Raw genomic sequence first — 25,076 nt, 5'->3', positions numbered from 1 at the left:
GATGGAAAAAATAAAATATATAACAAAAGTCAAAAGATACAATCCTGATACAAAAGAGAGTTATTGGCAAGATTTCGAAGTAGAAGTTGAAGATAGTTTGACCGTTCTTGAGCTATTAATGTATATAAAAGACAAAATTGATGAAAGTTTAACATTCAGAGCTTTTTGTAGAAGTGCGATTTGTGGTAGCTGTGCGATGATAATTAATGGGAGAGCTGGGCTTGCATGTAAAATTCAGGCAAAAGATAAAATTAAAAACGGCGTAATTAAAATAGAACCTTTAAATCATTTACCAATCGTTAAAGATTTAGTGGTTGATCAAGACCCGGCATTTAATAAACTTAAAAAAATCAAACCATATCTTGAACCTGATCCGAAAAAAGTTCCGGATAATCTTAAATGTGAATCACTGGTTACACCTGAAGAATTTGCAAAATACGATAAACAAACAGATTGTATTTTATGTATGGCATGTTATGGGCAATGTAATGCACTTGAAGGAGAAGAAGCTTATCTTGGGCCGTTCCAACTTACTAAAGCGTTCAGATTTATAATGGATAGTAGAGACGGCATGGATGTGGAAGAGAGAATTAAGCTTGTTGAAGATGCTGGAATTTGGGATTGTGTTCAGTGTCAAATGTGTCTTGCAGCATGTCCTAAAGGAATTAAACCTGGTGAAGATATACTTGAACTAAGAAGAATTGCCAAAGACGTTGGTGAAGATAATATCGCAACAAGAAGAGCAAAAGTTTGGTTTGCAAATGTGTTTGAAACAGGACAGATTGATAAATGGCATTTACCTGAAGTTGCTTTTGGTGACGAAAAAGGTGAGGCTATGACTAAAAAACTTGAAGAAGAGTTTAGAAGCAGAGGTATGAAAGAAGAAGAATTCGGTCCTCAGCCGTTTGACGGAATAAAAGAATTCCAGAAATTTATTAAAAAACTTGAAAAGGAACTATAATGAAAAAAATAGGTATTTATCCAGGATGTTGCTTTCAAGGAGCAGATATACATAATTATGATATAACTGAAGATTTTTTAGAAAAAATGGGTGTTGAGGGCGTATTGCTTGAAAGAAGTGCATGTTGTGGTGGTGGTGTAATTGATGAAACGAATAAAATGATAGTTTATGGGTTAAATGCCAGAAATATTGCCCTTGCAGAAGAAAAAGGGGTTGATTTATATACACCTTGTAATACATGCTATATGATTATCGCTAAAACTAAACTTGCACTTGACAGCGACCCTGAACTTAAAGAAAAAATTAATAAAATTTTAGCCGATGAAGGACTTGAATATAAAGGAACTGCTAAAATTTATCATACTCTAAATTTAATCAGGGATTTTATCGGAATGGATGAATATAAAAGTAAAATAAAAAGAAAATTAGAAGGTGTTAAAGTTGCACCATATTACGGATGTCATGTATTGGCGCCTAATGAAGTTGCTCTTGACGATCCAGAAAATCCAACCGTGCTTAAGGAAATACTTGAGCCTTTAGGTGTGGAAATCGTTGAAGGTTATCAATATGAAAACACTTGCTGCGGATACCATGCAAGATTTACAAATCCGGACCAAAAAGAAAGACTTGCGGTAAAACCGCTTGATGGGGCAAAAGAAGCAGGTGCCGATATAGTAACTACACCTTGTCCGCTTTGCCATAAAGCAATGGACGGATATGAAGAGCCGATTTTACAGGTTACACAGCTAATTAACGTAGCGTGTGGATCTACGCCTGAAGAAGCGTTTTGGAATTTAAACAAAACGGAAGTTAAAATATCTATAGGATAAACTTCCTTTTTTTGTTTTTATTTTTCCTAAATAGTGTCTGTCACTGATTAAATAAAAAATATTTCTATTTTATTTTTGGTTATCTCAATAAAATTCAATATGAAAATTTGATAATATTCGGAAAAAAGGAATCAAAATTCGTTACGACATTATTGAAAAAATAGGTGAGGGTAACAGAGGAGAAGTATATAAAGCAAAACTTGAAGACGGAAGAATCGCAGCAATTAAATGGGCTAAAAATTACGAAATAGACAAGGAATGGGAGATACTTAAATTTTTAAACGGATTGTGTGCACCTAAGCCGATTTACAGAGGCAAACGCTATTTTATAATGGAATTTGTCGAAGGAAATCCTTTAAAAGAATACATAGGAACTAAAAAGTATTATGATATTTTAAAAGAGGCTTTATATAATGCTTATTTATTGGATGAAAAAGGTATATTTCACGGACAGCTTGGCAGGTATTATCATATATTAAACACTAAAAACGGGATTAAGTTTATAGATTTTGAAAGGGGTGTTTTTACGGATAATCCCAGAAATTTTTTACAAATTATAGGATATTACTTGTTTAGAGACGAAAAATATGATAAAAAAAGTCTTAATTTAATTGCAAATCTTTATAAAAAAAACAGAATTGAAGCACTGAATAAAATAATAAGGTTGATTGATGAAAGTTAATATAAAAAGATATTTAAACGGGAAAGTATGGTTTGATAATTTTGAGTTGGATTTTAAAGAGGACGAAACTATTCTTGAATTACTTGACAGAACAAAATCGATAGACAGAAGTATAACTTACAGAAGTTTTTGCAGAAGCAGTATTTGCGGAACTTGTGCTGTAAAAGTTAATGATAAAACCGTGCTTGCTTGCAAAACGAAAGTTAAAGATTTTATTGAACATGATGAAATTATAATAGAGCCTGTGGACAGACTGAAAGTAATAAAAGACCTTGTTGTTGATCATAAAGGTATTGAGGATAAAATTAAAAAAACAAAATCATGGTTTGAACCTTCAGGAATTGATACGCAAAAACCGGAAGAATTGAAAAAAATAGAAAAACAGACTGATTGTATTTTGTGTATGGCATGTTTTGCCGAATGTGAAGCGCTCGATTACGATAAAAATTTTGCAGGTCCTTTTGCTTTTACAAAGGTATTTAGATTCTTTTTCGATAGCAGAGATAAATTATCACAAGAAAGAATAGACACGGCAAAAGAAAACGGCCTTTTTAATTGTATCAATTGCCAAAAATGTGTAATGGTTTGTCCAAAGGGAATTGCAAGTGCTTTTGACATTCAAATGTTACAAAAATCTGACATTAATTCCTGCGAATCTCAATTCATGTCTGAAAATCCTATCTTTTTTTAAGTTATTTTTGTAATTTTTTTGTCATAATTATGTCATATTTGATATATAATTTCATAAAAAAGGAAAATTAATGGCTGTTAGACCGCATGTGACACCTTTATGGGAAGAAGTTACTTTTGAAGAGGAAGGATTAGATGCCAGGGCGCTTGTAACAAGAACCGATAAAAACGGAAAAATAACATTTGCTTCAAAAGCATACAGAGATATGACTAAATATTCTAAAGATGAATTGATAGGTTCACCTCACAGCATAGTTAGACATCCTTTTATGCCTGAAGCTGCATTTAAAGATATGTGGGATACAATAGAAAAGGGTGAACATTGGAGTGGGCTTGTAATGAATTTACGTAAAGACGGAAAACATTACTGGGTAGAGGTGCATGTGGATGCAATTGATTCAAATGGAAATGTAGTAACCGATCCTAGTAAAATTGCAGGATATGTTGCGATTAGAAGAGAACCGAGCCGTGAAGAGATTGAAGAAGCGTATAAATTATATAAGGCTATGAGAAAAGCTGAATTACTGGAAAAGCTTCATTTAAAAGACTGGGAAAAAGAAGTTCTTAAAAGATTAGGATAATATCAGCTGCCTGTCACATTGACTTTATATACTTTCATATAAAGTCAAGAAGGATGGGCTATGTCAAAAAAACCAATAATACCTATTTGGGAAGAGATAACATTTGAAGAGAGTGGATTAGATGCTAGAGCGTTAGTTACCAGAACTGATAAAAATGGAATTATAACTTTTGCTTCAAAAGCATATAGAGATATGACTTGCTTTTCAAAAGATGAACTGATTGGAAGAAGCCATAGTATTGTTAGACATCCTTTTATGCCCAAAGCCATTTTTAAACAAATGTGGGATTCTATAAAAAAAGGAAAGCATTTTAGTGGACTTATAATGAATTTGCGTAAAGATGGAAGATATTACTGGGTAGAAGTAAAAATAGATGCAATAGATAAAGAAGGTAATATTATAAGTTCATTGGCCAGTATTGGTGAAAAAATCGAAAAAAGATATAATAACGAAATAGAAGGGTTTGTAGCTATTAGAAGAGAACCAAGTAGATCGGAAATAAATGAAGCAATTAAGTATTATAAATATCTAAAAAAAGAAGAATTAAAAAAGAAAATTTTTCTAAAAGAGTGGGAAAAGGAAATATTGAAAGTTTTATGAAAGAAGAGTTTTTTATTAAAAACATTAATTCAAAGTATATTGGTGATGACGGAGCGGTAATAGGGGATTATGTGGTGGCAAGTGATTCCTTTTTTGAAGGGATTCATTTTAAAACGGAATGGATGAGTTTAAAAGATATTGCCATTAAAGCGTCTTTGGTAAATTTAAGTGATATTATTGTAATGAATGCTAAGCCTAAATATGCCATTTTAAATATCGGATTTCCCAAATCATATTCACTTCATGATATTAAAGAATTGACTGATGGTTTTAATGAGTGTGCTAAACATTATGGATATGAAATAATTGGCGGTGATACAATTAAAAACGACAAACTTGCAATTTCAATGACTTTTTTAGGAAAAAGTAAAAAACCGGTTTTCAGAAAAGCAAAAATCGGTGAATACGTTGCTTTTACAGGTGATTTGGGAAGTGTGAGGAGAGATTTATTTTTATTGTTAAGAGGTGGAAAGATTTCAACTAAATCTAAATTTTTAAGACCAAAACTCAAAGATAAGTTTTTTTATAAAGCTGCACCTTACATAACTTCGGCACTTGATATAAGTGACGGACTTTTTAAAGAATTGGAAAGGATATCTAAAACTTCAAAACTCGGGTTTGAATTTTTAAAAAATTTTGATAAAAGAGTTGGATGCAGTGGTGAAGAATATGAAATATTATTTACATTCAATAAAAAATATTTGCCAAAAATTTTAAATATTGCTAAACTTACAAGAACTAAAATTACTATTTTTGCAATTACAAAAAGAGGAACTTTTAGAAATAAATGTAAAGAAAATCATTTTTAAGGTTTAAAATGAATATTTTCAAATATGCTTTAACGGATTTGTTTGACTCTAAAATAATTAAATATTCATTCGCTCCCTTGTTTATTAGTATCGTTTTTTGGGGTGTGTTGTTTTATTTTTTTTCCGGAAGCATAGTTGATTTTATTCATGCATATATTTCATATCTTCCTTTTGGTGAAAGTATAAACAATATTCTTACGGGTATCGGTTCTACTATTATTTTAATGTTTTTGTATTATGAGCTGGTTATTTTAAGTATAGGGGTTTTCAGTTCTTTTTTTGTTGATAAAATAACAACAAGGATAAATGAAAAGTATTATAACCTTCCGACAAAAGAGACCAGTTTAATAGAAGGAATTTGGGTTTCTTTAAAAGGTATGCTTAATTTTATAATATTTTTTGCTCTTACTTTTTATCTTTTATTTGTGCCTGTTGTAAATATTTTTTATCAGGTGTTTTTATGGTCGTTGGCAATTAAAAAACCTCTTGTTTTTGACAGCAGTGCACTTTTTTGTAATTATAAGGAATTCGAAAGAGAAAATAATTTAAAAATATGGTCTTTGATATTTTTAACTTCGTTTATTTATTTTATTCCAATTCTTTCATTTTTCGGATATACGCTTCAGCTTATCATAATGACTCATTTTGTTTTGAACAAATGCTCTAAACAAAACAGCCACATTTAAATTAAATCAATAAAAAAATTTTTTCTTTTGCTATAATTTCGAATTAACTTTGAAAGGTTAGCATGATATACGCACACGCTCCGATAAGTCTGGTTTTTAATAAAAACTCAGAAAATTTTTTTGTGGAAGAAATACCTCTTTATTCTTTCGACCATACCGGTGAATGGCTTATGCTTAAAGTCAGAAAAAAAGATATGACTACCAATGATGTGGTAAATCTTTTTTCAAAAATGGGCATTCAAAAAAGAGATATAGGATATGCGGGATTAAAAGATAAAGACGGATTAACCCTTCAGTGGATAAGCGTTCCGAGGAAAAATAGAAGTAAATTCAAAGAGTTTTCACATCCAAAAATTAAAATAGTAGAACAGGACCTTCACAGAAACAAACTTAAAATAGGCCATTTAAAAGGAAACAGATTTTTTGTAAGATTTAAAAAAGTTCTTCCGGTGGATGCAAAAAAAATTGAAAGAGTTTTAATTGACATAAAAAAATACGGAATACCAAATTTTTTTGGATATCAAAGATTCGGAAAGTTCGGTGACAATTTCGAGCAGGCTAAAGAGTTTATTTTCGGTGATAAACATATAAAAGACAAAAGACTTCAAAAACTACTTATTAGTGCTTATCAGTCAAAACTATTCAATGACTGGCTAATGGAAAGGGTAAAACTTAGCAATATTTTCGATATGAGAGAAGATGAACTTAAACTTTTGGGTTATGAAAAGGATTTAATAAAATTTATCAAAAAACAAAAACATCCTTTCAAATTATTACCAGGCGATGTAATGTGTCATTATCCGTTTGGTAAGAATTTTTATCTTGAAAATTTTGAAGACACAGATAGGTTTTATAAAAAAGATATAGTCCCAACCGGACTTCTTCCTGGTAAAAAAGCCTTAAGAGCAAAAAATTTTGCAAGAACAATAGAAGAAAAATATGACGACATAATCCCTGCTAACGGCGATAGAAGAAGTGCGTGGATATTCCCCGAAATTAAAGAAAAAAACTATATTAAAGAAAAAGCATGGTATGAATTTTCGTTTATTTTGCCAAAAGGCAGCTATGCAACGGTATTAATAGAAATTATAAAAAACGGAATTACGGATAACTTGATAACATACAAGGAAGAAAAATGAGTTTACCTCGTTTAGCAACGACAATTGCAACTATCAGTGCTTTTGTATTAGCGGTATCCAAGGTAATTATAGGCATTATGACGGGAAGTGTGGCCGTTATAGCAAGTGCAATAGATTCGCTTCTTGATATGGTAATAAGTATTTTTAATAATATCGCGGTAAGGGTTAGTGAAAGTAAACCAAGTAAAAAGTTTAATTACGGAAAAGGTAAAATCGAAGGTTTGGCAGCGCTTTTTGAAGGACTTTTTATTAGTGCGAGCGGTTTATATATTATTTATGAAGGTATAAGAAAAATTATAGATCACGAACCCATTGTAAAAATAAACTTATCTATTTATGTAATGATATTTTCAATGTTGGTAACATTTTTATTGGTGATGTTTTTGGCGTATGTGGTAAGAAAAACAAATCATTTAGTTATAAAATCGGATTTACTGCATTATAAAACGGACCTTTTAACAAACGGAGCCGTTTTAATTTCTCTTATCGTTGTAAAAATTACTGGCTGGTATTATATCGACTTTATTTTATCAATTTTTATTGGGGTATATATTATAAAAGAAGCGAGTGAAATAGTAAAAGAAGGGTTTGAAATATTATTGGATGTAGCTCTTGATTTTGAAACTGTTGAAAAAATCAAAGAAATAATAAAAAAAGAGCCTTTGGTATTGGATTATCACTGCCTCAGAACAAGAAAATCTGGAAACAGAAATTTTGTGGATGTTCATCTGGTACTGACACCCGATATGAAACTTAAACTAGCTCATTCCATTATAGAAAATGTGGAAGAAAAAATTAGAAAATTAGATCCCGATAAAAAATGGATTATTAACATACATGCTGATCCTTATGACGATTCTCATATAAATAAGCTTCTTGAGGAGTGTGAATGACAATTAAAAATATAAACCTTGAACAAAATAAAAAAGATGTCTATATTACGGAATATAATGATATAAAGCATCAAAATGTAGGTGAAATATCAAAAATTTTTACGAAAAACAAAACCGATGTTTTGGTTATAACAAAAAATAAAAAACCTTATTATATTTTGACATCTACAGACATTATAGATGCTTTGGTCGCCCATTATGATAATGTAGAGTTATCAATGTATATTGATAAAAACCCTAAAAAAGTAATAACTATCAGTGAAAATGAAACGGTTTTTGAAGCATATAGATTAATGAGAAGTTATAAAATTCATCATTTAATAGTGGTTGATGATAATGAAAATTTTTCTTCTGTAATAAATTTTTATGATTTTGCTTCTTATTTAACTGAAATTGCTTTAAAAGATGAATTAACAGGATTATATAATAAAAGGTTTTTTGAATTTATTTTGGACAGATATAAAAAAGAGGATATAGAAATAGGCGTAATTTTTATTGATTTAGATAATTTTAAAAAAATAAATGATGCGTTTGGACATATTTTCGGTGATAAAGTATTAAAATCTGTTGCCACCATAATCAAACATTCAATAAGAGATATTGATTACGCTTTTAGATTTGGTGGAGATGAATTTGTTATATTGATTTTTGCTGATACGGATGTATTAAAAAAAGTAGCAAATAGAATTAAAGAAAAAATATCAAAAACAGCTGTTGAAGGAATAAAAGCTGAGTGTAGCATTGGATACGCACATTACCCAACTGAAAGTAAAAACTTAGAAGAAGTCTTACATTTAGCTGATCAAAGAATGTATGAAGATAAAAAGAGAGATTAAGAATTTATAATCTCTACAGCTTTTAGCATTTTAATTCCGGCTTCGTTTACGCTGTTTCTTCCCAAATATTTGGCTTCTCTTGCCGCAATGTAAGCTTTATCAAATGTTTCTTTACTTAAACCTGAAATTTTTATTGCTTTTTTAATATTTTCAGGCAATATTCTTATTTTTTGTTCTTTTACATACATGCTTCCGGTATCTGCTATTGCTTTTACTACTCTGTAAATTGTTGGATTAATTGGTGCTCCGAAACCTTCAGGAACCCCGCTCATTGCATCATCCATAAGTTTCCCGTATTCGGTTTCGACAATATGCCCGTCCGGTAATACTTCTAAAAATCCTTTAGCTTCTAAGCTGTCAATTGCTTCAAGGATTTTTCTTCTTTCATCTTCATCTTTACCTTCAAGAATGTTTTCGCATGCAATTCCCGCATCCGGAATCATTTTGAAAATATCCATTTCATATCTTGTCATAAACGGAAGTTTTTTATGTGTTGCAAGTTCTTCATATAAAAGACCTGATTTACTTGGTTCATATGTTCCGAGAATTCTTTCTCTTCTTGCTTCTTCAACCCACTCTCTGTTTGGGGCACTGAAAATTTTGTTAGAAATAGCAAGTGTTTTTACAGACCAGCTATGAATTGCTCTTTCATCGTAGTTTTGATCCTCAATTACTTTTTCCCCGTCTTCCGTTACAAAGTATACAGCTTTACCTTTTTCGTCAACACCTTCTGATATCAAATTAAACGCTTCAAGTGAATATAAATATTCTCTTAAATCGAAGTTGTCGTCAAACCATTTTTTCTTATCAGCCAAATCTTGGAATTTTTTAGCAATTTCTTGTTTTTTCTTTGGCATTTCATCAAGTCTTCTTCCGTATTTTTCGATAAGTTTTTTGTATTCTTTTACTTTTCTGTCGATTAATTCCGCTTTGATTTCGTCAAATGTAGGTGTTTGCTGAGGATTTTGTGTTGTTTTTTCTTCCCAAATATATTTAATTGTTTTAAGTGTTTCAATCTCTTCTTGTGAAACAGCAAACGATTTTAAAGGTTTTTCCGTTTTGTCTTTATAAATTCTGTAAACTTCAAGCGCTTTTTCTCCTGCTTTTGTTAATTTATCTACATCTGCTACATAACCGAGTGCTTCAAGGTTTGCAAGTGAATCAATATCAATTTCTTCACCATCAGCTACTTTTGCAATGTCTTCCAATATTGATAAATCTAAAACACTCCCTTCATTTGACCATCCGCCGTATGTCAGTGTTTCTTTTACTGCCTGACCTAATTCTGTAAAAGTAAAGTATTCACCTACAGGAATAGAATAAGCGATTAATCTCATAGCTTCGAGTAAGTCTTTTTTATTGCCTTCAACAGGTAAATAGTGTGCATCTGTTGGTCCCATTGGCGATTTTCTTATATATTCAGCAAGTTCAGCATCGATTACGAGTTCCGGATTCATAATTTTATATGCTTCAAATAAGTCTATAGCTTCTGTTGTCAATTCCCCATTTTGTGCAAAACCTCTTTTTTCAAGTTCGTCATTTGAAATTTTTGTTGTTTTGTTTCCGTTTTTTATAGCAGCGTCAATCATGGCTATAATTTCACTGCTTACCCATTTTGCATTTTCTGCAATATTGATTTTGTCTTTAACTTTGTTTAATACATCTGCCACAATTTTTCCAGCGTATGTAAATTCTATTGTAGCTGGTGTAGGAAATGAGATTATTCCACTTAAATTAAGCTCTTCCACCGCTTCATTGTTTAAACTTTTCACATCTACCACATTATTTTTTGATAATTCTTCGATAATTTTAATTGCGTTATTTTTTATAATCATCTTGCGCCTCCTATTGTTAATTTTTGAAATTATACAAACTAATTCTAATTAAGTCAAGTTGACTAAACTTACATAATTTAAAATTATAAGATAAGAAATGTTATGAAAGGAATATTTATTAATATTTGAATTTAATAAAAGTGTAAAAAAGAAAGAAAAATTTTATATTAGTTGCTGTTTTCTTCTTTTTCCGGGTTTACGGCTTTTGCGATAAGAATAGATAGTCCGTATAGTAGCAATAAAGGTGCAGCCATAGCCATTTGTGAAAACAGATCAGGCGGTGTTAATACTGCTGCAACAATGAAAATAATTACTATTGCATATCTAGCGAAATCTTTAAGTGTTCTATCAGTTACAAGCCCGAGTTTTGCCAGAAAATATGTTACAACGGGAAGTTCAAATGCAATTCCAAACCCTATCATTATTTTGAGTGCAACACTAACATATTCGCTTATTTTAAGCATTGCGACAAAATCTTTTCCACCAAAATTTATCATTACTTTAAATCCAATAGGAAAAACAATATAATATGCAAATGCGGCACCTACAATAAACATAACCGTTCCGAAGATTACAAACGGGATTACCAGTTTTTTTTCATGTTCGTAAAGCCCCGGTGCTACAAATTTCCACGTGTGATATAAAATAACAGGTAAACTTGCAAAAAATGCTGTGTATAATGAAATTCTAATCGCAGTCATAAATGGTTCGACGAGATTTGTAAATATCATTTCAGAAGAAGATGTGTCTTTCATAGCTTCAAAAGCCGGTTTTGCTATCCATAAAAAAATATCTTTCCATACAACGAATGCCAATATAAACAGAACAAAGAAACTAATTACTATTTTAATAAGCCGAGAGCGAAGCTCGGCTATATGAGGTTTGATTTCCTCAAGCATTTACTTCTTTTTCTTTTGAAGATTCTGTAGTTTTTGCAGTTTTGTCCTCAACTTTTTCTGTAGTTTTTACATCAGCACCTTCTTCACCTTCTTTTACCGCATCTTTGAAGTTTTTGATACCTTTACCTAAACCGCTTGCAAGTTCTGGTATTTTTTTACCTCCGAATAAAAGTAATACTACCAATAAAATTACAATAATTTGCCAAGTACTTACACCCATAACAATCCTTTTTTAGAGAATTTTAGCATAAATTTAAAAAATGGTATCAATCTTTGATAAAATTTTGTAATATTTTTTAAAAGGAAAGCAATGAAACTTGCCGTATTTGATTTTGATTCTACATTAATGGACGGGGAAACAATAGATTTTTTAGCAGAACCTTTGGGACTTAAGGAAAAAGTGGCTTCCATTACCGAAATGGCTATGAGAGGGGAACTTGATTTTTTTGAAAGTCTTATTATGAGGGTTAAGCTTTTAGAAGGACTTGAAGAGAAAAAAGTAAATGAAATATGCCATAATCTTCCTTTAATGCCGGGTGCTAAAGAAATCGTAAAAGAATTAAAAAACAGAAACATAAAAGTTATATGTTTTAGTGGAGGGTTTAGAAACGCAACGTCTTATGTGAAAGATTTAATCGGACTGGATGCGGATTTCAGTAATGTATTACACGCAAAAGACGGAATTCTAACAGGACTTGTCGGCGGTGAAATGATGTTTAGCCATTCAAAAGGTGATATGCTAAAAAGAATTCAAAATATTTTAGGTGTAAGTGAAAGTGAAACCATGGTAGTTGGTGATGGAGCTAATGATTTAAGTATGTTTAAATATGCCAAAACCAAAGTCGCTTTTTGTGCAAAAGAGGTTTTGAAAAAAGAAGCAAATATAATCATTGAAGAAAAAGATTTAACGAAAATTTTAGAATTTATTTAATGATAGATATATAACAACAAACGATAAGGAGTAAAAATGAATACGAGTATATGGGTTGATTATTTAGACAGGGAATTTTTAGATACCACGTTTAAGGAGTGGGTTAACAGCGGTCTTGTAAACGGGCTTACAAGCAATCCTGCAATTTTTGCTAATGCTTTGAAAAAAGATGTTTATAAAGAGGATTTTGAAAAACTAAAAGGTAAATCAAGTAAAGAGATTTATGAAGATATTGCAGTAAAAGACATACAAAAAGCATGTGATATATTGGCGCATTTATATGACGAAGGAAATGACGGATATGCTAGTATTGAGGTTGACCCAAGACTTATTAACGATACAAAAGGGACTATTGACGAAGCTTTAAGACTTGTGGATAAAATCCAGAGGGATAACTTAATGATTAAGATTCCTGCGAACGAAGCGGGCGTTAAAGCGATGGAAGAGTTGGCTAAAAGAGGTATAAACATTAACGCAACTTTAGTTTTTTCACCAAATCAGGCCATGCAGGCCGCTGAAGCGATAGCAAAAGGCCCAAGGACTATTGACGGTGTTATTTCAGTGTTTGTCAGCAGGTTTGATAGGAAACTAAATCCTATCCTAAAAGAAAAAAATCTTGCACAGGATAGAGTGGGATTTTTTAACGCTATTAAAATTTATAATCAAATTGAAGAGATGAATTTACCTAACATCAGAACGCTGTTTGCATCAACGGGTGTTAAACAAGATTATCTTCCTGCCGATTATTATGTTGAAAATCTTTATTTGCCGCATAGCGTATTGACATTGCCATTGGATGTGATTGAAGCTATTAAAGATAAAGAAATGGAAGAGAGTTTTCATTTTCAAACAAAACATATTGACGGATTTTTTAGCTTTTTAACGCCATCGGGCATAAATATGCAAAAAGTTTATCAGGAACTTTTTGATGAAGGTGTTGAAGCATTTGAAAAGGCATTTGAGGATATGTTAAATTCTATTAAGGTCTAAAAAATGCATAAAAATATTGTTTTATCAATATTGATAACGATTATTTTAACTGGTTGTTTTGGTATAAAACCTGAACAAATGGAAGAGTATACATATGTTGAATACCCTGAATTTAATTCAAGTAAATATCCAGTAGTATTCTTTTTTCCAAATAGTAGTGGAAGTAATAATAATGGATTTGATTGGTGTCAATGGTATGAAAAATATGGATTTGCATGTGTTTTTATAAATAGTAAAGCCGTAAGACATACAAAAAACTTAATGAAAACAGATTATGCTCGAGATTTAAGTGTTGTTTTAGATGTTGTTAAAAAGGATAAGAAACTTGATTTAAATAATTATATTGTTATGGGTTTTTCTAAAGGCGGAACAATGGCCATGAAATCAGGTTCTTATTTAAGAAAAGATCAACCTAAACCTAAATTAGTTTTTGCTTTGTATCCTGGTGGGTTTGAAGGTTGCCCTAATAGTTATGAGAAGCCAACAGAAGTTTTTATATTTTACGGTGATAAAGATGAATGGGGAGCATACAGAGGTATTAGAGAAAATTGTAAAGATACTGCAAATCAATATAAAAATGTTTATTTTTATTTGTTGAAAAATGCTCATCATGGTTACGATGGTAGCTGGGCAGGAGGTTTTAATTGTTGTGGTGGATTTTTTAAAACCGAACCTAACGAAAAAGCTCTTGAAAAAACAAGAGAAATAATTTTAGAACAATTAAAGAAATTTAATTTCATTAAAGAAGGCTGAATATGACAAAAGAAGAATTAAATAAATATCTTTATGCTTTAATTAAATATGACGGAAGTGATTTGCACATTAAAGCCGGAAACGGCATAAAAGCAAGGGTGCAGGGTAAACTCGTAACGATGGAATCCCCTTTTTTAAAAAGAGAGGATGTTATTGAACTTTTAAAAATAATATTAAGAGGAAGATTTGAAGAGCTTGTTCAAAATAAAGAAATAGATTTTAATTATAAACTAAATGAAGATTACAGATTCAGAGGAAATGCATTTTTCCAAATTGACGGACCTTCTGTGGTATTCAGGGTAATTCCGAGTAAAATTCCGACCGTCGAAAGTCTTAAATTTCCACCGATTTTACATAAATTTGCAGAAATAGAAAGAGGACTTGTTTTGGTAACGGGGGTTACAGGAAGTGGTAAATCTACAACTCTTGCTGCAATGATAAATGAAATAAACGAAAGTAAATCAAAGCATATCATTACAATTGAAGACCCGGTTGAGTTTGTTCACAAAGATAAGAAATGTTTAATTAATCAAAGAAGTTTAGGTGAGGATACCTTAAGTTTTAATAAAGCGTTAAGGGCTGCTTTAAGGGAAGACCCGGATATTATTCTGGTTGGTGAGATGAGGGATAGAGAAACGATAGAAATTGCACTTCATGCGGCTGAAACAGGGCATTTGGTGTTTTCTACGCTTCATACGCTTGATGCAAAAGAAACGATAAACAGAATTATTGGGGTGTTTCCGGTTGAAGAGCAGGATAGAATAAGAATGGTGCTCGGTTCCGTTCTTGAGGGTGTTATTTCCCAAAGACTTGTTCCTACTGTTGATGGTAAGAGAACGGCCGCAATGGAAATTTTAATAAAAACACCGAGAATTAAAGATTTAATTTTGCAAAAAAGAGATAACGAGCTTAAAGACGTAATTGAAGAAGGTAAAAAAACATACGGAACACAAAGTTTTGATCAGCACCTTGTAGATCTTGTAATCGAGGGGCGCGTAAAAGAGGATGTTGCACTTGATTATGCTACAAGTAGGGATGATTTTATACTTAAACTTAAAAAAGCTAAACTTGAAAGCGGTATTGAAGTTGTTGAAGAATCTAAAATCGGACTTAAAGAGAGTTGAAAATCTTAAAAATTTAGATATAATTTCATTTCTAAAAAAATTAAGGAGAAATTATGCTTGAAGGAATTATCAGAGAGAGTACCTCAAAAGCTTACAACAAGAAGCTTAGAAGGGATGGTTATCTGATTGCAAACATTTATGGTAAAGGTCAAGAAAACATAAATGCTGCATTCAAAACAGGTGACTTTATTAAATATTTAAGAAACAAAGAACATTTGGTATTCCCGGTAAAAGTTGGTGACAAAGAAGTAAAAGTTGTAGTTCAAGAATATCAAAAACACCCTGTAACAGGTGAACTATTACATGTAGATTTACTTATGGCTCAAGAAGGTGTGAAATCTTATTATCACGTTCCTATCAAAGTAAAAGGAACACCAATCGGTCTTAAAAACAAAGGTGTTTTAATTTATCACAGAAGAAGAATTAAAGTAAAAGCCGCACCTGAGAATTTACCTGATTTCTTTGAATTAGATGTAACTAACCTTGATGTTGGTGACAATATTCTAATCAGAGACATCGAAATGCCTGAAGGTGTTGAATGCTATCTTAACCCTTCAATTCCTGTTGTAGGTGTAATTAAGGCTAAATAATTCAAACGGCTTTTGCCGTTTCTTTCTTTAACTTCATAAAAAGAGGGTATATGAAACTCATAATTGGTCTTGGAAACCCCGGCGACAAATATAAATACAACAGGCACAATATCGGCTTTTTGGCTGTCGATTATTTAATAGAAGAATTTTCTGCAAGAAAAATAAGCACTTCTTTTAAAGGCGAACTTTTTAAATCTTCAAATTATCTGTTTTTAAAACCTTCCACGTATATGAATTTAAGCGGTGAAAGTGCCGTTTTAGTGAAAAATTATTATAAAATTAACAATGAAGACATAATTGTCATTCATGACGATATTGATTTAAAACTGGGTGCGCTAAGATTCAAAAGAGGCGGAGGCCATGGCGGACACAACGGACTTAAATCACTTGATAAGCATATAGGCAATGACTATTACAGAGTAAGGGTAGGTGTCGGAAGGCCTGAAAGAAAAGAAGACGTTGTTAAATATGTTCTGAGTAATTTTACCGATACGGAAATGGAATGTATGAAATCTCTTTTTCCTAAAATAAAACTGGCAATAGAAGATATAAAAAACGCGCCGTCTAAATATTCTCAAAAAGAGTGTTAAGTGTATTTTGGATATATACTTAAAAAATATTTTAAAAATTTTCTGCTTATTCTGTTTTCTCTTGCATTTTTTTTCGTTATTATAGATTTTATAGCCAACTATTCAAAACTTCCGGATTCTTCAAACCTGCAGGTTTTATATGTGTATTACATTATTTTATACAGCATGGATATGTTTTATCCTCTGGCAATTGTGTTTTCTTTTTTGTTTACAATATATTATATGATTAAATTCAACGAACTTGTAAGTTTTTATTCGCTTGGGTTTACCATTAAAAAACTTTTAAAGCCGTTTATTAGTTTTGCTTTTTTGGTGTTTTTTCTTTTTATTGCTCTTGAGAGCGGGAAAATGGCATATGTAAGGGAATATGCGGATTCAATTTTAAATAAAACGCAATACAGCAATACAAATCTGTTTTTAAAATTTAACAATAACATTATCTATATTGAAAAAATCAAACCTATTTTAAAAGAAGCCGTTAATATGAAAGTTTTCGTTTTAGAAAACGGAAAAGTCAGTAAGATAATTTATGCCAAAAAAGCCTTATTTAAAGATAATGAATGGTATGCCAACAACGCAAAAATTACATATATAACGGATAAGGAACTGATTGACGAATATAAAGATATTAGATTTTTAAAAAATTTTAAGCCTAAAATAGTTTCAAATCTTAAAAAGCTTAATTCTATCTCTTTATATGATGCGTTGATTGCAATTAAAATATTTAAAGACGTGAATGTAAACACTCTTTTGTCAATGGTGTTTTATAAAATTTTTACCGCTTTGAGTCTTATTGGACTATTGATTATATTTATGTTTGAAGCGCCTGTGCACCAGAGAATTTCTAATGTTTCTTTATTTTTGGTAAAATCGGTTTTTTTAACGATTCTTGTTTGGGGAATACAGCTTATGATTTATAAATTTTCAAAACAGGGTGTCATTTCGCCTTATGTGCTGATGATTCCTTGCTTATTAATTTTTGTTTACGGAATATATTTACTTTATAAGGAGAAATAATGAATTTTAAAAAACTTGCTGAAAAATACGGCACGCCATTATATGTATATGATTTTAATCATTTTGAAAATCAGTTTAATGAACTGAAAAATGCTTTTAAAGGAAGAAAAAGTATCATTTCTTATGCCGTAAAAGCAAATTCAAATTTAAGCGTAATTAAAAAATTTGCAAATCTTGGAAGCGGTGCGGACTGCGTAAGTATTGGTGAGGTAAAAAGAGCCTTAATGGCTGGTGTTGACAGATATAAAGTGATTTTCAGCGGTGTCGGTAAAAGGGATGATGAAATTGAAGAGGCTTTGAAGCTTGATATATTGATGATAAACGTTGAAAGTGAAGCTGAACTTCAAAGAGTAGCTGATATTGCAGAAAAGTTAGGAGTGGTTGCAAGGATTTCAATCAGGGTTAATCCGAATATAGATCCCAAAACTCATCCGTATATTTCTACGGGATTACATGAAAACAAATTTGGGGTTGATATAGATACGGCTAAAAAAATGTATCTTTTTGCAAAAAACAGCTCTTCTTTAAATCCTGTAGGTATCCATTTTCATATTGGAAGCCAGCTAACAGAACTTGAACCTATAAAAGAGGCAAGTCAGATAGTTGCGGATTTGGTAAGAAGTCTTAAAGCTGTGAATATAGATATTAAGTTTTTTGATGTAGGCGGCGGTCTTGGAATCAGATATAAAGATGAAGAAACAATCAAGCCTTATGATTATGCACAAGCGATTCTTTCTACTTTAAGCGGGCTTGATTTGACGATTGTTTGCGAACCCGGAAGATTTCTGGTAGGAAACGGCGGATGGTTTTTAACAAGCGTTTTATACGAAAAAGTAAACGGGGATAAAAGATTCGTAATAGTTGACGGGGCGATGAACGACCTTATCAGACCGAGTTTATATAACGCATATCACAGGATAGAGGTTTTAACTGAAAAGAACGGGGAAATAAGTAAAGCGAATTTGGTGGGGCCTATATGCGAAAGCGGTGATTTTTTTGCAAAAGACATTGAATTGCCAAGCACCGAACACGGGGATCTGGTTGTGATTCACAGCGCAGGTGCTTACGGGTTTACGATGAGCAGTAATTACAACACAAGACCGAGAGCTGCAGAAATCGCAGTGGAAAATGATGTGGACAGAATTATAAGAAGAAGAGAAACGTTTGAGGATTTAATAGCCTGTGAAATTGATTATTTATAATTAAAATAAAAGGGGAGGGATGAAGGGATTTTTTATTGATATACAGGGAACTCTTATAGATGATAAAAATTTCCTTCCGCTTCCCGGAAGTGCAGAATTTTTAAATTATTTAAATGAAAAAAACATACCCTTCGTGCTAATTACAAACAATACGAAAAGATCTTCAAACGAATTTCAGGATTATTTAAAAAATCTCGGTTTTAATTTTAAAAATTACTTAGACCCTCTCATGGTTTTGGATGAAATAGTAGGAAATAAAAAAATAGCCGCTTACGGCACGGAGAAGTTTTTAAGCGTGTTAAAATCCAAAGGTTATATTCTTGAATACAATACCCCCGATGCGGTTTTACTCGGAATAAAACTATATACCAACGATGAGTTTTCACAGATAATTGAGTTTTTGTTAAGCGGTGCCCAACTTATCGGTATGCATAAAACATCATTATATTCCGCTCAGGGAAAAAGATATCCGGGGCTTGGGGCGGTGCTTGAAATGCTTAAATACGCTACAGATAGGGATTATGTAACTGTAGGTAAACCGAGCAGTTCTTTTTTTGAGCGGGCGAAATCCATATTGGGGTTAAATTATGATAAAATTACTATTATTAGCGATGATTTAAAAGGCGATTTAATTCCCGCAAAAAAGCTTGGAATGCAAACGGCCCTTGTATTAAGCGGAAAAATCAAAAGTGAAAAAGAGATATCAAAAAAGCCTGATTTTATATTTAAAAATTTAAAAGAAGCATTAAATTATTGGAGAGAGAATGGAGAAGAAATTACAAGAGCTTAGAAAAGAGATAGATTCCATAGACAATGAAATACTTAAACTTTTAAATAAAAGAATGGAAATAGTCAAAAAAGTGGGAGAACTTAAAAACACAAGCAATTCACCTGTTTACAGACCGGAAAGAGAAAAAGAGATCATCAAAAGATTAACAAAGCTAAGTAAGGAAGAAAACGGAATATTGGGATATGATGAGATTGAAGCTATTTTTCTTGAAATTTTCGCTATAAGCAGAACGCTTGAAAGAAAAGAGAGAATTGCCTTTTTGGGACCGGTTGGGACATATACACATCAGGCTGCAGAGAGCAGATTCGGTGCAAACGCAAAATATCTGCCGCTTTTAAACATAGAGGCGGTTTTTAAAGCGGTTGCAAATAAAGAGGCAAAATACGGAGTGGTGCCAATTGAAAACAATACCGAAGGGGTTGTAGGGGTTACACTTGATTCCCTAAAAAAATACGATGTAAAAATAGTATCGGAAATTTGTATGGATATACATCACTCTTTTGCCTCATATCAGGATGATTTACAAAATATCAAAAGAATTTATTCCCACCCCCAAGGATATAACCAGTGTCTGAATTTTCTTGAAACACACGGCCTTTTGGATATTGAATTCATTCCTACGGAATCTACCGCAAAAGCTGCACAGATGGCGGCGGAAGATAAAGAGAGCGGGGCAATTTGTTCAAAAATTGCGGCAAAGCTATATAATGTTCCTTTGCTGTTTGAAAAAATCGAAGACAATCTTGCAAACAGGACAAGATTTATAATTATAAGTGATTTTAAAACCCAGAAATCAGGTAACGACAAAACAAGCGTTATCGCCAAAACGTCCCATACATCCGGGGCGCTTTTTGAATTGCTTAAAAAATTTAAAGAAAAAAATATAAATCTTTTAAAAATAGAAAGCAGACCGAATAAAGACGATACGTTTAACACATGGTTTTATATAGATTTTGAAGGCCATATCGATGATGAAAATGTAAAAGAAATTATAGACTCGGAAGATATGCTGTGGCTTGGTTCGTATCTTAGAGATTGTTAAATTAAGGAGAATTTATGTTTGAAAAATTAAAAGATTTAAAAACTTACGAAGCCGGTAAACCGATAGAGCTTGTTGTAAGGGAGTTTGGCATAAAACCTGAAGATATTATTAAACTCGCAAGCAATGAAAACCCTTACGGCCCTCCGCCTAAAGCAATTGAAAAAGTAAAAGAGATTGCAAATCAGATGCACAGATATCCGGATGACTCTTTTTTTGAGCTTAAAGACGCTTTGAGTGAAAAATTTGAAATTAATAACTCAAACCTCATAATCGGAGCCGGAAGCGATCAGATACTTGAGTTTGCCGTTCATGCAGTTTCACCTGAAAAAGTTTTAATGGCCGGAATCACATTTGCTATGTATGAAATTTACTCAAAGCAGGTGGGTGCTAAAATTTTAAAAACAAAAAGCATTACCCATAATCTTGATGAATTTTATGAAATATATCAAAAAGAAAAGCCTGAAATTATCTTTTTGTGTGTTCCTAACAATCCTTTAGGTGAATGTGTAGATGCAAAAGATGTATTTGAGTTTATTGAAAAAATTGATGAAAACACATTAATTATAATTGACGGGGCTTATCAGGAGTTTGCCTCTTACAAAGATAAAAACAAAGAAGTTAAACCAAAAGATGTTTTAAAATATACGAATGTTTTATACACAGGGACATTTTCAAAAGCATATGGACTTGGCGGAATGAGGGTTGGTTACGGAATTGCAAACGAATATATAATTCAAAATTTACATAAACTAAGACCGCCTTTTAATATAACAACACTTTCACTCGCTGCCGCTATTGAAGCATTAAAAGATGAGGATTTTGTAAATGAGGGAATTGTTAAAAATTTTGAAGAGATGGAAAAATATAAAAAATTTGCCGATGAAAACGGATTAGAATATATTGAGAGCTATACCAATTTCATAGTGCTATACATAAAAAATTCGACACAAATTGCTGAAAATTTACTAAAAAAAGGTATAATTGTAAGAAATATGGCAAGTTACGGATTTGATGCGCTTAGAATTACAATAGGAAAACCTGAAGAAAATGATAAATTATTAAAAACACTAAAAGGTATGATTAGTTGAATTTCGAAGAACTTTTTAGACAGATCATCGCTTTTACCAAAAATTTAAATAAAAGACAGAAAATTGTCATTGTTTCGTCAATTGTTATTTTGGTGGCGATAATTTCTTTTTTGATTGTATTTAACACTTCTTCTTCGAAAACAAGAACCGGTTATGCTATTTTGTTTGATAACCTTTCATCAAAAGATGCCGCTTTAATCGTTCAGTATCTTGATAAAAAGCAGATTCCATATATAATCCCGGAAGACGGGGTTATCGAAGTTCCAAAGGACGTAGTGCAGAAAATCAGACTTGACGTTGCGGCGCAGGGGCTTCCAAAAAGCAGTAAGGTCGGATTTGAATTATTCGACAAAAACAGCTTCGGTATTACCGATTTTGAACAAAAAATAAAATATTTAAGAGCTTTGGAAGGGGAGCTTAGTAAAACGATTGAATCACTTGATGCGGTTGAAAGTGCTGCGGTAAATATTGCCATTCCGAAAGAAAGCGTCTTTGTAGAACAGCAAACGCCTCCTACAGCTTCGGTTGTTATAAAGCTTAAACCAAATATGATATTAACGCCAAAGCAGATTCAAGGTATCAAATATCTCGTTGCGGCAGCCGTTCCTAAAATGAAACCAGAAAATGTAAAAATTATTGACCAATACGGCAATCTTCTTGGTGAAAATGACGAGCTTACACAAAACAATGAACTTTTAAAAGCTGAAATTACCTATAAAAAAAGAATGGAAAAAGCCCTTGAAGACAAAATAGTGTCAATACTGGCACCCGTAATCGGCGGTAAAAACAAAGTTGTGGCAAAAGTAAATCTTGATATAGATTTTTCACAGGTGAAATCAAAATCAACAATTTACTCACCTGATAACGTTGTAAGAAGCGAGCAGACATTAGAAGAAAGTAGAACCGGATATAAACCAAAAGAAGTCGGTGGTGTTCCGGGTGCGGTAAGTAACGTAGGACCGGTTCAGGGAACAAAATCTCAACAGGTCAAAGACAAATATACCAAATCGGAAACCACTACAAATTATGAAATTTCAACTACTATTAAAGACGTAAAAGAACCGCTTGCAAAAATAAAAAGAATTACGGCGGCGGTTGTGGTTGACGGACATTATAAAACTGACAAAGACGGCAAAAAAGAGTTTGTTCCTTTAAGTAAACTTGAACTTACAAACATTGAAAACCTTGTAAAAAACACAATTGGATATGATCCTAAAAGAGGAGACAGCGTTAGTGTCAGCAGTTTTCAGTTTAACGGAAGCGGGGCTAATGCCGAACCGACATCTGCAGTAGGAAAAATTATGCAAAACGTTCAAATGTATTTGGGACCTATAAGCGGTATTTTAAAATATCTGTTTTTGGCAATAGTGCTGTTTATATTCTATAAAAAGGTTATTACGCCGTTTACTCAAAAAATGCTTGAAGTAAAAGTCGAAGAAGAACCTGAATATGTAAAACCTGAAGTAGAAATAAACGAAGAAGAAGTTGAATCAACTTATGATAAAATAAAAGAATTGAAAGAAAAAGTCGAACAGCAGCTTGGTATCAGCAGCGATGTTAATGAAGAAGAACTGAAATATGAAGTCCTGCTTGACAGGATTGTAAAAATGGCAGAAGAGAAAACCGAAGAGGTTGCGAAAGTATTGGAAAACCTCATTAAAGAAGAAACGCATGAAGTATAAGGATAAATAATGGCACTTTCGGCTCAGCAACAGGCTATACTTGATGAACTTTCAATGCCTGAAAAAATAGCGATTTTGTTAATTCAGTTGGGAGAGGATTTAACCGCTCAGATTTTTTCGTATATGGATGTAAATTCTATTACTGAAATATCAAAATATATTGCTACCGCAAAAGCTATAGATAAAGCGATTGCCGCTGCCGTATTGGAAGAGTTTTATGTAATATTTCAGTCTAACCAGTATATTGCAAGCGGTGGTCTTGAATATGCTAAAGAAATTCTTTACAAGGCGCTTGGACCGGAAGAAGCGAAAAAAGTGCTTGACAAGCTTGCCAAATCCCTTCAAAGTGAACAGACTTTCGGATTTTTACAAAAAGTAAAGCCTCAGCAGCTTGCGGATTTTATTGTTAACGAACATCCTCAGACAATCGCACTTATTTTGGCACATATGGACCCTACAAGTGCGGCTGAAACTCTTAGTTATTTCCCTGATGAAGTAAGGGCTGAAGTATTAATTAGAATGAGTAATCTTGGTGACATTTCACCTCAGGTTATTAAAAAGGTATCGGCAATACTTGAAACTAAACTCGAAGCCCTTACAGGTTATAAAGTGGAAATTGGCGGAGTTAGATTCGTTGCGGAAATATTCAATAGACTCGGACAAAAAGCCGCCAAATCCACACTTAAGTTTATCGAACAGGTCAATAACGAACTTGCCGAAGAAATTAAAGAAAAAATGTTTACATTCGAAGATATTCTTAAACTTGACAATAACGCAATTCGTGAAATTTTAAAAGAAGCAGACAAAAATCAGCTTATGATCGCTCTAAAAGGTGCGCCTGAGGAACTTAAAGAGAAATTCCTTGCAAATATGTCACAACGTGCCGCTCAGGCGTTTGAAGAAGAGATGCAGTTTTTAGGACCTGTAAAGGTTAAAGATGTAGAAGCTGCTCAAAGAAGCATCGTAGAAATCGTTCAAAAACTTGCTGAAGAAGGCAAAGTATCAATAGGTGCGGAGGAAGAAGTAATTGAGTAGAATAGTAAACGGCGAAGCTGTGGAAAAGCATATCATTAATCAGTATACGTTTAAAAGTTTTGACGAAAATGAATCAAACAAAGTAAATCAGTGCGTAAATGAAACACAGGAACAAAATGTCCAGTCAAACATCTCCGTTGAAAATCAAAACCAGTCGGCTTCAAGCAATAATGAAGTAATAGAAAAATTGCTTCAAAAAATCGAAGAATTAAGCAATAATATCGTAAACATTCAAACAAAGTTCGAACAGCAGCTTAATGAATGTAAACAGCAGATTGAAATTGAAAAAAGCAAAGCCTATGAAGAAGGTTACAAAAAAGGCAAAGAAGAAGCCGCTAATGAAATAAATGAACAACTGCAAGAAAAACTTGAATTGTTGCAGGCTTCTATTGAAAAAGTCGATCGTATCAATGAACTTTTTGAAGAAAAAATACTTTCAATTGAAAAAGAGTTAATTTCAGTAGCACTTGACATTGCCAAGGAAGTAATTCAAAAAGAGGTTAGTGAAAATTCAAAAGAAATTGCGTATAATCTTGCAAAATCACTGATGGAAGACATAAAAGACGCTACAAAAATACAGATAAAAGTGAATCCTAAAGACGCCAAATATCTTAAAGAGCAGAACCTGCAAAATGTGGAAATTATAGAAGATGAAGCCGTTAAAGAAGGCGGTGTTGTCATATTAAGCGATATCGGAAATATCGATGCACAGATATTACAGAGATTTAAAGCGATAAAAGAAGCGGTATTAGAAGGGCATGAATAAATTTTAAAAATATAGAATTGAGAATGGAGAATTAA

28 protein-coding genes are annotated in these 25,076 nt (G+C 32.3%); 25 read left to right on the top strand and 3 right to left on the bottom strand.

All coding sequences use genetic code 11. The features are described 5' to 3' along the window. The first annotated feature begins 1 nt into the window (after position 1). The 11 genes from ACYQ19_RS02130 to ACYQ19_RS02080 all read left to right on the top strand — a co-directional run bounded on the left by ACYQ19_RS02130 (position 2) and on the right by ACYQ19_RS02080 (position 8,707). Positions 2–961: a succinate dehydrogenase/fumarate reductase iron-sulfur subunit gene (locus ACYQ19_RS02130; protein ID WP_459977780.1), complete on the top strand. Its 960-nt coding sequence runs from the start codon at positions 2–4 to the stop codon at positions 959–961. After that, positions 961–1,791 carry a CoB--CoM heterodisulfide reductase iron-sulfur subunit B family protein gene (locus tag ACYQ19_RS02125; protein ID WP_459977779.1) on the top strand — a complete coding sequence of 277 codons (831 nt, stop codon included), beginning with the start codon at positions 961–963 and terminating at the stop codon, positions 1,789–1,791. The genes ACYQ19_RS02130 and ACYQ19_RS02125 overlap by 1 nt, the downstream gene beginning before the upstream one ends. 115 nt (positions 1,792–1,906) lie before the next feature. Further along, positions 1,907–2,473 (top strand): RIO1 family regulatory kinase/ATPase domain-containing protein, encoded by a 567-nt coding sequence (locus ACYQ19_RS02120; RefSeq protein WP_459978235.1) that lies wholly within the window; start codon positions 1,907–1,909, stop codon positions 2,471–2,473. Then, entirely contained in the window at positions 2,463–3,164 is a 702-nt protein-coding gene (locus ACYQ19_RS02115) for a succinate dehydrogenase/fumarate reductase iron-sulfur subunit (RefSeq protein ID WP_459977778.1), read from the top strand. The genes ACYQ19_RS02120 and ACYQ19_RS02115 overlap by 11 nt, the downstream gene beginning before the upstream one ends. Positions 3,165–3,234: 70 nt before the next feature. Continuing rightward, positions 3,235–3,744, top strand: coding sequence for a PAS domain-containing protein (locus tag ACYQ19_RS02110; protein ID WP_459977777.1), 510 nt, complete (start codon positions 3,235–3,237; stop codon positions 3,742–3,744). Positions 3,745–3,804: 60 nt separating this feature from the next. Then, the gene (locus ACYQ19_RS02105; protein ID WP_459977776.1) at positions 3,805–4,344 is read left to right on the top strand and encodes a PAS domain-containing protein; all 540 of its coding nucleotides are present in this window, start codon (positions 3,805–3,807) and stop codon (positions 4,342–4,344) included. After that, positions 4,341–5,153: a thiamine-phosphate kinase gene (locus ACYQ19_RS02100; protein WP_459977775.1), complete on the top strand. Its 813-nt coding sequence runs from the start codon at positions 4,341–4,343 to the stop codon at positions 5,151–5,153. Before ACYQ19_RS02105 ends, ACYQ19_RS02100 begins: the two co-directional genes overlap by 4 nt. 8 nt (positions 5,154–5,161) lie before the next feature. Then, positions 5,162–5,839 carry an EI24 domain-containing protein gene (locus ACYQ19_RS02095; RefSeq protein WP_459977774.1) on the top strand — a complete coding sequence of 226 codons (678 nt, stop codon included), beginning with the start codon at positions 5,162–5,164 and terminating at the stop codon, positions 5,837–5,839. Positions 5,840–5,901: 62 nt separating this feature from the next. Continuing rightward, positions 5,902–6,978, top strand: a complete 1,077-nt coding sequence (gene truD / locus ACYQ19_RS02090; RefSeq protein ID WP_459977773.1) for a tRNA pseudouridine(13) synthase TruD — start codon at positions 5,902–5,904, stop codon at positions 6,976–6,978. After that, positions 6,975–7,871: a cation diffusion facilitator family transporter gene (locus tag ACYQ19_RS02085; protein WP_459977772.1), complete on the top strand. Its 897-nt coding sequence runs from the start codon at positions 6,975–6,977 to the stop codon at positions 7,869–7,871. The genes truD and ACYQ19_RS02085 overlap by 4 nt, the downstream gene beginning before the upstream one ends. Then, positions 7,868–8,707 carry a diguanylate cyclase gene (locus tag ACYQ19_RS02080; protein WP_459977771.1) on the top strand — a complete coding sequence of 280 codons (840 nt, stop codon included), beginning with the start codon at positions 7,868–7,870 and terminating at the stop codon, positions 8,705–8,707. Before ACYQ19_RS02085 ends, ACYQ19_RS02080 begins: the two co-directional genes overlap by 4 nt. Here the strand turns inward: ACYQ19_RS02080 and ACYQ19_RS02075 are convergent. The 3 genes from ACYQ19_RS02075 to ACYQ19_RS02065 all read right to left on the bottom strand — a co-directional run bounded on the left by ACYQ19_RS02075 (position 8,704) and on the right by ACYQ19_RS02065 (position 11,661). Continuing rightward, positions 8,704–10,542 (bottom strand): DUF505 domain-containing protein, encoded by a 1,839-nt coding sequence (locus ACYQ19_RS02075; protein ID WP_459977770.1) that lies wholly within the window; start codon positions 10,540–10,542, stop codon positions 8,704–8,706. The two genes, ACYQ19_RS02080 and ACYQ19_RS02075, sit on opposite strands and share 4 nt — an antisense overlap. Before the next feature lie 167 nt (positions 10,543–10,709). Then, positions 10,710–11,441, bottom strand: a complete 732-nt coding sequence (gene tatC / locus ACYQ19_RS02070) for a twin-arginine translocase subunit TatC (RefSeq protein WP_459977769.1) — start codon at positions 11,439–11,441, stop codon at positions 10,710–10,712. Next, positions 11,434–11,661: a Sec-independent protein translocase subunit TatA/TatB gene (locus ACYQ19_RS02065; protein ID WP_459977768.1), complete on the bottom strand. Its 228-nt coding sequence runs from the start codon at positions 11,659–11,661 to the stop codon at positions 11,434–11,436. The genes tatC and ACYQ19_RS02065 overlap by 8 nt, the downstream gene beginning before the upstream one ends. A gap of 90 nt (positions 11,662–11,751) precedes the next feature. Here ACYQ19_RS02065 and serB point away from each other — a divergent pair, with 90 nt between their 5' ends. From serB to fliH, 14 genes are read left to right on the top strand one after another with little or no spacing between them, the layout of a single operon-like run. After that, positions 11,752–12,372 (top strand): phosphoserine phosphatase SerB, encoded by a 621-nt coding sequence (gene serB, locus ACYQ19_RS02060; protein WP_459977767.1) that lies wholly within the window; start codon positions 11,752–11,754, stop codon positions 12,370–12,372. Between the two features lie 36 nt (positions 12,373–12,408). Then, positions 12,409–13,362 carry a transaldolase gene (locus ACYQ19_RS02055; RefSeq protein WP_459977766.1) on the top strand — a complete coding sequence of 318 codons (954 nt, stop codon included), beginning with the start codon at positions 12,409–12,411 and terminating at the stop codon, positions 13,360–13,362. Between the two features lie 3 nt (positions 13,363–13,365). Beyond that, positions 13,366–14,115, top strand: a complete 750-nt coding sequence (locus tag ACYQ19_RS02050; RefSeq protein ID WP_459977765.1) for a dienelactone hydrolase family protein — start codon at positions 13,366–13,368, stop codon at positions 14,113–14,115. Positions 14,116–14,117: 2 nt separating this feature from the next. Continuing rightward, positions 14,118–15,239 carry a type IV pilus twitching motility protein PilT gene (locus ACYQ19_RS02045; protein ID WP_459977764.1) on the top strand — a complete coding sequence of 374 codons (1,122 nt, stop codon included), beginning with the start codon at positions 14,118–14,120 and terminating at the stop codon, positions 15,237–15,239. A 53-nt stretch (positions 15,240–15,292) separates the two neighbouring features. Then, a complete protein-coding gene (locus ACYQ19_RS02040; RefSeq protein ID WP_459977763.1) occupies positions 15,293–15,829 on the top strand; it encodes a 50S ribosomal protein L25/general stress protein Ctc in 537 nt (178 codons plus the stop codon). A 50-nt stretch (positions 15,830–15,879) separates the two neighbouring features. After that, on the top strand, positions 15,880–16,419 hold the full coding sequence (gene pth, locus ACYQ19_RS02035) for an aminoacyl-tRNA hydrolase (RefSeq protein WP_459977762.1): 540 nt from the start codon (positions 15,880–15,882) through the stop codon (positions 16,417–16,419). Continuing rightward, positions 16,420–17,436 carry an LptF/LptG family permease gene (locus ACYQ19_RS02030; RefSeq protein ID WP_459977761.1) on the top strand — a complete coding sequence of 339 codons (1,017 nt, stop codon included), beginning with the start codon at positions 16,420–16,422 and terminating at the stop codon, positions 17,434–17,436. After that, positions 17,436–18,638 carry a diaminopimelate decarboxylase gene (gene lysA / locus ACYQ19_RS02025; RefSeq protein ID WP_459977760.1) on the top strand — a complete coding sequence of 401 codons (1,203 nt, stop codon included), beginning with the start codon at positions 17,436–17,438 and terminating at the stop codon, positions 18,636–18,638. The genes ACYQ19_RS02030 and lysA overlap by 1 nt, the downstream gene beginning before the upstream one ends. A gap of 19 nt (positions 18,639–18,657) precedes the next feature. Further along, a complete protein-coding gene (locus ACYQ19_RS02020; protein ID WP_459977759.1) occupies positions 18,658–19,428 on the top strand; it encodes an HAD-IIA family hydrolase in 771 nt (256 codons plus the stop codon). Then, entirely contained in the window at positions 19,403–20,470 is a 1,068-nt protein-coding gene (pheA, locus tag ACYQ19_RS02015) for a prephenate dehydratase (RefSeq protein WP_459977758.1), read from the top strand. The genes ACYQ19_RS02020 and pheA overlap by 26 nt, the downstream gene beginning before the upstream one ends. A 14-nt stretch (positions 20,471–20,484) precedes the next feature. Then, entirely contained in the window at positions 20,485–21,558 is a 1,074-nt protein-coding gene (gene hisC / locus ACYQ19_RS02010; RefSeq protein ID WP_459977757.1) for a histidinol-phosphate transaminase, read from the top strand. After that, a complete protein-coding gene (fliF, locus tag ACYQ19_RS02005; RefSeq protein ID WP_459977756.1) occupies positions 21,555–23,240 on the top strand; it encodes a flagellar basal-body MS-ring/collar protein FliF in 1,686 nt (561 codons plus the stop codon). The genes hisC and fliF overlap by 4 nt, the downstream gene beginning before the upstream one ends. A 9-nt stretch (positions 23,241–23,249) precedes the next feature. Beyond that, positions 23,250–24,275: a flagellar motor switch protein FliG gene (gene fliG / locus ACYQ19_RS02000; RefSeq protein ID WP_459977755.1), complete on the top strand. Its 1,026-nt coding sequence runs from the start codon at positions 23,250–23,252 to the stop codon at positions 24,273–24,275. After that, entirely contained in the window at positions 24,268–25,041 is a 774-nt protein-coding gene (gene fliH / locus ACYQ19_RS01995) for a flagellar assembly protein FliH (RefSeq protein ID WP_459977754.1), read from the top strand. The genes fliG and fliH overlap by 8 nt, the downstream gene beginning before the upstream one ends. The last annotated feature ends 35 nt before the right edge of the window (positions 25,042–25,076 follow it).

Source organism: Nautilia lithotrophica, from assembly GCF_054656815.1.
The sequence above is the reverse complement of the archived record's forward strand: the minus strand, read 5'-3'. Positions and strand labels throughout refer to the sequence as shown.

Bases quoted from the DNA above. Each gene is read 5' to 3' on its own strand.
- ACYQ19_RS02130 (WP_459977780.1), top strand. From the start codon at position 2: ATGGAAAAAATAAAATATATAACAAAAGTCAAAAGATACAATCCTGAT.
- ACYQ19_RS02125 (WP_459977779.1), top strand. From the start codon at position 961: ATGAAAAAAATAGGTATTTATCCAGGATGTTGCTTTCAAGGAGCAGAT.
- ACYQ19_RS02115 (WP_459977778.1), top strand. From the start codon at position 2,463: ATGAAAGTTAATATAAAAAGATATTTAAACGGGAAAGTATGGTTTGAT.
- ACYQ19_RS02110 (WP_459977777.1), top strand. From the start codon at position 3,235: ATGGCTGTTAGACCGCATGTGACACCTTTATGGGAAGAAGTTACTTTT.
- ACYQ19_RS02105 (WP_459977776.1), top strand. From the start codon at position 3,805: ATGTCAAAAAAACCAATAATACCTATTTGGGAAGAGATAACATTTGAA.
- ACYQ19_RS02100 (WP_459977775.1), top strand. From the start codon at position 4,341: ATGAAAGAAGAGTTTTTTATTAAAAACATTAATTCAAAGTATATTGGT.
- ACYQ19_RS02095 (WP_459977774.1), top strand. From the start codon at position 5,162: ATGAATATTTTCAAATATGCTTTAACGGATTTGTTTGACTCTAAAATA.
- truD (WP_459977773.1), top strand. From the start codon at position 5,902: ATGATATACGCACACGCTCCGATAAGTCTGGTTTTTAATAAAAACTCA.
- ACYQ19_RS02085 (WP_459977772.1), top strand. From the start codon at position 6,975: ATGAGTTTACCTCGTTTAGCAACGACAATTGCAACTATCAGTGCTTTT.
- ACYQ19_RS02080 (WP_459977771.1), top strand. From the start codon at position 7,868: ATGACAATTAAAAATATAAACCTTGAACAAAATAAAAAAGATGTCTAT.
- ACYQ19_RS02075 (WP_459977770.1), bottom strand. From the start codon at position 10,542: ATGATTATAAAAAATAACGCAATTAAAATTATCGAAGAATTATCAAAA.
- tatC (WP_459977769.1), bottom strand. From the start codon at position 11,441: ATGCTTGAGGAAATCAAACCTCATATAGCCGAGCTTCGCTCTCGGCTT.
- ACYQ19_RS02065 (WP_459977768.1), bottom strand. From the start codon at position 11,661: ATGGGTGTAAGTACTTGGCAAATTATTGTAATTTTATTGGTAGTATTA.
- serB (WP_459977767.1), top strand. From the start codon at position 11,752: ATGAAACTTGCCGTATTTGATTTTGATTCTACATTAATGGACGGGGAA.
- ACYQ19_RS02055 (WP_459977766.1), top strand. From the start codon at position 12,409: ATGAATACGAGTATATGGGTTGATTATTTAGACAGGGAATTTTTAGAT.
- ACYQ19_RS02050 (WP_459977765.1), top strand. From the start codon at position 13,366: ATGCATAAAAATATTGTTTTATCAATATTGATAACGATTATTTTAACT.
- ACYQ19_RS02045 (WP_459977764.1), top strand. From the start codon at position 14,118: ATGACAAAAGAAGAATTAAATAAATATCTTTATGCTTTAATTAAATAT.
- ACYQ19_RS02040 (WP_459977763.1), top strand. From the start codon at position 15,293: ATGCTTGAAGGAATTATCAGAGAGAGTACCTCAAAAGCTTACAACAAG.
- pth (WP_459977762.1), top strand. From the start codon at position 15,880: ATGAAACTCATAATTGGTCTTGGAAACCCCGGCGACAAATATAAATAC.
- lysA (WP_459977760.1), top strand. From the start codon at position 17,436: ATGAATTTTAAAAAACTTGCTGAAAAATACGGCACGCCATTATATGTA.
- ACYQ19_RS02020 (WP_459977759.1), top strand. From the start codon at position 18,658: ATGAAGGGATTTTTTATTGATATACAGGGAACTCTTATAGATGATAAA.
- pheA (WP_459977758.1), top strand. From the start codon at position 19,403: ATGGAGAAGAAATTACAAGAGCTTAGAAAAGAGATAGATTCCATAGAC.
- hisC (WP_459977757.1), top strand. From the start codon at position 20,485: ATGTTTGAAAAATTAAAAGATTTAAAAACTTACGAAGCCGGTAAACCG.
- fliG (WP_459977755.1), top strand. From the start codon at position 23,250: ATGGCACTTTCGGCTCAGCAACAGGCTATACTTGATGAACTTTCAATG.